This window comes from Streptomyces millisiae, assembly GCF_031845425.1.
GTDB lineage: Bacteria > Actinomycetota > Actinomycetes > Streptomycetales > Streptomycetaceae > Streptomyces > Streptomyces millisiae.
The window spans coordinates 1-4929 of sequence record NZ_JAVREM010000142.1 but is presented as its reverse complement, the minus strand read 5'-3'; the positions used below and the strand labels follow the sequence as shown (position 1 = coordinate 4929).

4 protein-coding genes are annotated in these 4929 nt (G+C 71.6%); 3 read left to right on the top strand and 1 reads right to left on the bottom strand.

The features are described from left to right. Nucleotides 1–120: 120 nt before the first annotated feature. Nucleotides 121–858 carry a FadR/GntR family transcriptional regulator gene (locus tag RNC47_RS35785; protein ID WP_311605003.1) on the bottom strand — a complete coding sequence of 246 codons (738 nt, stop codon included), beginning with the start codon at nt 856–858 and terminating at the stop codon, nt 121–123. A 193-nt stretch (nt 859–1051) separates the two neighbouring features. On the opposite strand from RNC47_RS35785, the gene RNC47_RS35780 reads away from it, so the two are divergent. From RNC47_RS35780 to RNC47_RS35770, 3 genes are all read left to right on the top strand, one after another. After that, entirely contained in the window at nt 1052–2674 is a 1623-nt protein-coding gene (locus RNC47_RS35780) for an ABC transporter substrate-binding protein (protein WP_311605002.1), read from the top strand. A 14-nt stretch (nt 2675–2688) separates the two neighbouring features. Continuing rightward, entirely contained in the window at nt 2689–3630 is a 942-nt protein-coding gene (locus RNC47_RS35775) for an ABC transporter permease (RefSeq protein WP_394814954.1), read from the top strand. Next, nucleotides 3627–4929: ABC transporter permease (locus RNC47_RS35770; protein ID WP_311604999.1), on the top strand; the 1303-nt coding region annotated here is incomplete at its 3' end. The genes RNC47_RS35775 and RNC47_RS35770, both read left to right, overlap by 4 nt.

The following is a 4929-nucleotide window of genomic DNA, read 5'->3' as shown; positions in this document are numbered from 1 at the left end:
GGGCCTTCTCAAGGTCGGTGGAGACGTCGCAATCCACACCGAACCCGGAAGGCCCTCACCCATTCAAGAACCCACAGCCGAGACCTCCATCACCGTCCACAACCTCCCGAGACAGAACAGCTAGCGCGTGGTCAGGGTGCCGTCCGTCGCAAGAGGCGGCGGGGCCTCGCCCAGCACCCGTCGGATGCCGGCGAAATGGTGCCGCATCGCCTCGGCGGCGCGCGGGCCGTCGCCCGATTCGAGCGCGGCCAGGATGGCCTGGTGGCGGGCCGTGGTCACGTGCGGGTCGCCCCGGTCCTCGCGTGACTCCTCGCCGACCCCGTGGAACGCGGCGTGGAACGCGGCCCAGAAGGCGTCGAGCACCTCGCTCAGCAGGTGGTTGCCGAGGGAGCGGTAGAGCGCCAGATGGAACGCCCGGTCGGTGGCCGCCGTCACCCGGTCGAGCTCCGCCTCCCGCTCCATCGTCTCGACTATCTCGTGCAGCACCGCCAGGTCCTTGGCCGGCACCTTCCCGGCCACGCCCACGATCAGGCCGGCCTCCAACGCCTCGCGCACCTCGAGCAGTTCGTAGAGGCTGGCCTGCCCACGGCCGTGCAGGACCGCCGCCCGGAACACCATGCCCTCGACGAACGAGTCCAGGCTGAGGCCGCCGACATAGGTGCCGAAGCCGTGCCTGATGTCGACGATGTCCACCGCCTGGAGCGCCTTGAGCGCCTCCCGCACCGAGTTCCGGCTGACGTCGAACCGCCCCATCAGCTCGCTCTCGGTGGGAAGCGGGTCGCCGGGGGCGAGCCGGCGGTCCAGGATCAACTGCTTGATCCGGCGCTGCACCTCGTCCGACATCACGCTGCGTGCCATGCCGCGCTCCCCTTCCGACTCACCAGAGCAGAGCTAATCACCGGGCGTTCACATTCTGCCAGGAGATGGGACATCGGACGTCTGGTCAACAGCGCACTGGCGCACAGGTCTTGACCACTCTTCGCGGGCGCTCCTACCGTGAACATCGGACGTAGAACGTAGGACCTCCCGCCAGAGTCGCCTGGAGGCTTCGATGGAACGTGCCCTGGCCCGCAGGGACTTTCTCAGGTTCACCGGCGCCTTGGGCGCGGCCGGCGCCATCAGTGCCTCCCTCGGGGCCTGCACGGGGCCGCCCTCCACCATCGACCCGGGCGGTGGCCGGGGCGGCGGCGGGATGACCGACATCACCGCGGTCATCGGCTACGGCAACGACGGCAGTTGGGACCCGACCATGACGGCCTCGGCCTTCGGCATGGCGGGGAACAACCACATCTACGAGGGGCTGCTCGACACCGATCCGATCACCCGCGCCCCCTACCCGGCGCTCGCCACCGCGCTGCCGATCGACCAGACCGCCACCACCTGGCAGTTCACCCTGCGGGACGGGGCGGTCTGGCACGACGGCGAGCCGGTCACCGCCGAGGACGTGGTGTTCACCTTCGAGCGGATCCTGGACGCCGAGGCCAACCCCCTCACCCGCTCCTTCTTCGTCACCTGGCTCGCCGAGGTCCGGGCGCTCGACGAGCGCTCCGTCGAGCTGGAGTTCCGCTTCCCCTTCCCCGACGCGGCGCCCCGGCTGACCATCGCCAAGATCATGCCGAGGCACGTCTTCAGCCGCGAGGGCGCCTGGGACGACGCGGCCGGCGGCTTCGCGCTCGGCTCCGGCCCCTACCGGCAGGCCGCCCACACGCCCAAGTCCAACACCGTCTTCGAGGCGTTCGACGGCTACAACGGGCCCCGGCCGCCCACCTTCCGCACCATGAACTGGCTGTCGGTCATCGACGCCGCGCCCCGCGTCGCCCGGATCTCCGGCGGCAGCGCCGACGCCCAGATCGCCGACAACATCCCCTACGCCAACGTCGAGCAGTTGCGCGGCGACGGCCTTGAGGTGGCGGGCGGCGCCGGCATGAACCACCTGTTCCTGATGTTCAACACCAACAACCCGCCGTTCGACGACGTGCGGGTGCGGCAGGCCCTCTTCCACGCCATCGACACCGAGCAGATCGTCGACGTCGCGCTCCGCGGCAACGGCCGGCCGGCCACCTCGTTCCTCAACGAGGACCACCCGGCGCACCGGCCCGCGGCCACCGTCTACACCTACGACCCCGAGCGGGCCCGCCAGTTGCTCGACGAGGCCGGCGTCGGCGACCTGAACCTCACCCTGATGTCGGTGAACGTCAGCTGGGCCGTGGACTGCCTGCCCACCATCAAGGAGTGCTGGGACGCGATCGGCGTGCGCACCACGCTCGAACCGCAGGAGACCTCGGCGCTGTTCGCCAAGATGGACCAGGACCAGGACTACCAGGTGGTCGCCGCCGTCTCCAACCCCAACCAGTTCGGCCTCGACCCCGACCTGATCCTCCGCTACAACTACACGGCGGGCGGCACCTGGATGGCCTACACCGGCTGGGACACCACCGAGGAGGCCGCCGAGCTGTTCGCGATGATGGACCGCGCCACCGAGGAGCCGGACCCGGACCGCAAGCTCGAACTCGTCCACGAGTACCTGGACGTCATCGCCGAACAGGCCGTCCTCTACCCCGTGGTGCACAACGCGCTGCTCACCGCCTGGGACCCGGACCGGATCGTCGGCGTCCGCGCCCAGCCCTACCCCGGCATCAACCTGCTCCAGGCAAGGGCGCGGGCCTCGTCGTGATCATCGTCGCCCGAATGCTGCTGCGGCGCGTGTTGCTGCTGGTGCCCCTGCTGCTCGGCATCGTCCTCTTCGTCTTCCTGGTGATGCGGTTCTCCGACGCGGACCCGGCCTCCGCGTACTTCCAGGGCGCCAACCCCACCCAGGAGCAACTGCACCAGTTCCGCGAGGAGAACGGGCTGCTCGACCCGCTGCCGGTACGCTACGTCGACTTCGTCGGCGACCTGCTCAGCGGCGACATGGGCATCTCCGTGCTGACCAGGGCGCCGGTCGTCGACCAGGTCACCACCGCGCTGCCGCTCACCATGCAACTGGCCTTCATGGGCCTCGGGATCGCCGTCGTCCTCGCGCTGCTGCTCGGCGTCACTGCCGCCGTCTACCGGGACCGGCTGCCCGACCAGCTGATCCGCGTCGTCTCGCTCACCGGCGTCGCCGCCCCGGCGTTCTGGCTGGCGCTGCTGCTCATCCAGTACGCGGCCGTGGACCACGGCTGGTTCCCGACCGGCGGCTACATCAACCCCAACGACTCGTTCACCGGCTGGCTGGAGACCATGACCCTGCCGGCGCTCGCGCTCTCGCTGCCGGTCGCCGCGCAGCTCACGCGCATCGTGCGGACGGCCGTGGTCGAGGAGCTGGACAAGGACTACGTGCGCACCGCCGTCGGCAGCGGCCTGCCGCCGGTGGTGGTCGTCGGGCGCAACGTCCTGCGGAACGCGCTGATCAACCCGCTGACGGTGCTCGGCCTCCGGGTCGGCTACCTGCTGGGTGGCGCCGTCGTGATCGAGACCATCTTCGCCCTGCCGGGGATGGGCAAGCTGATGATCGACGCGGTGCGCAACGGCGACCCGGCGGTGGTCCAGGGCGTGGTGCTGACCACCGCGGTCGGCTTCGTGGTCGTGAACCTGCTGATCGACATCCTCTACCTGCTGGTCAACCCCCGGCTCAGGAGCGCGACATGAGGTGGCTGCGCAGGCTCCCGGTACTCTCGCGGATCGCGCTCGGCGTCCTCGCGGTCGTCGTCCTCACCGCGCTCCTCGCCCCGCTGCTCTCGCCGTACGACCCGTACGAGCAGGCGCCGACGGTCGAGGGTCCTTCGGCCGACCACTGGATGGGCCAGGACAGCCTCGGCCGCGACATCCTCAGCCGGCTGATGCACGGGGCGCGCTGGTCGCTGGCCATCGGGCTCGGCGCGACGCTGCTCGCGCTGCTGGCCGGCGCGGTGCTCGGCGCGATCGCCGCCACGTCGCGGCGTGCGGTCGACGAGGCGGTGATGCGCGGCCTCGACGTGATCATGGCGTTCCCCGGCATCGCGCTCGCGGCGGTCCTCATCGCCGTCTTCGGCGGCGGCATCCCGGTGCTGATCTGTGCCATCGCCTTCCTCAACATCCCGCCGGTGGCGCGGGTCGTGCGGGCCAACGTGATGGCGCAGTACGGCGAGGACTACGTCGTCGCGGAACGGATCATCGGCGCCCGCACGCCGCACATCCTGATCCGGCACGTGGCGATCAACTGCGCCGCGCCGGTGCTGGTGTTCTGCACGGTGATGGTGGCCGAGGCGATCGTCTTCGAGGCGTCCCTCTCCTTCATCGGCGCCGGCGTCCGGCCTCCCGAGCCGTCCTGGGGCAGCGTCATCGCCGACGGCAAGAACATGGTCCTCCTCGGCGGCTGGTGGGCCACGGTCTTCCCCGGCCTGCTGATGCTGCTGACCGTCCTGAGCCTGAACGTCCTGTCCGAATCCCTCTCCGACACGATGGCCCTGGCGTCCGGCCCTTCGGCGCCGACGGCGCCATCGGCGCCGGAGGCGGCCACGGCGTCCGGCGCTGGCGCGCCGGTGCCGACCGCTGGCGCGGCCGATGCCGCGACCGGCGTTCCGGCCGCCGGCGGTGCGACGCCAGGCGGGCACGGTGGTGCAGCCGCCACCGGCCAGGCCGCTGGCGCGGTTCCGGACCCGTCGTCCGGGACCGGCGAGCCGGCTGGCGGCGTAGCCGCCGCCGTGCCGCCCGCTCGCGTGGCCGAAGCGTCCGGGCCGGCTCCGGCCGGCGCCGCGGCGGAGCCGCGCGGTGTGGCCGGTGGCCCCGCCACCAGCGGCACAGCGCCGGCTGGCGCCGGCGGCGAAGCCGCCGTGGGGGACCGGGCCGCTGGCCCGGCCGGCCAGGCCCCGGTCGCCGACGAGGTCCTTGCCGGGTCGCGGGACGTGTTTCCGTTCTCCGATGTGCTCGCCGAGGCCGGGCGGCGGTTGCGGCGGGACGGGGGCGGGC

What these genes read in the sequence shown, in the direction of transcription:
- RNC47_RS35785 (WP_311605003.1), bottom strand. Translation starts at nt 858, where the DNA reads ATGGCACGCAGCGTGATGTCGGACGAGGTGCAGCGCCGGATCAAGCAG.
- RNC47_RS35780 (WP_311605002.1), top strand. Translation starts at nt 1,052, where the DNA reads ATGGAACGTGCCCTGGCCCGCAGGGACTTTCTCAGGTTCACCGGCGCC.
- RNC47_RS35775 (WP_394814954.1), top strand. Translation starts at nt 2,689, where the DNA reads ATGCTGCTGCGGCGCGTGTTGCTGCTGGTGCCCCTGCTGCTCGGCATC.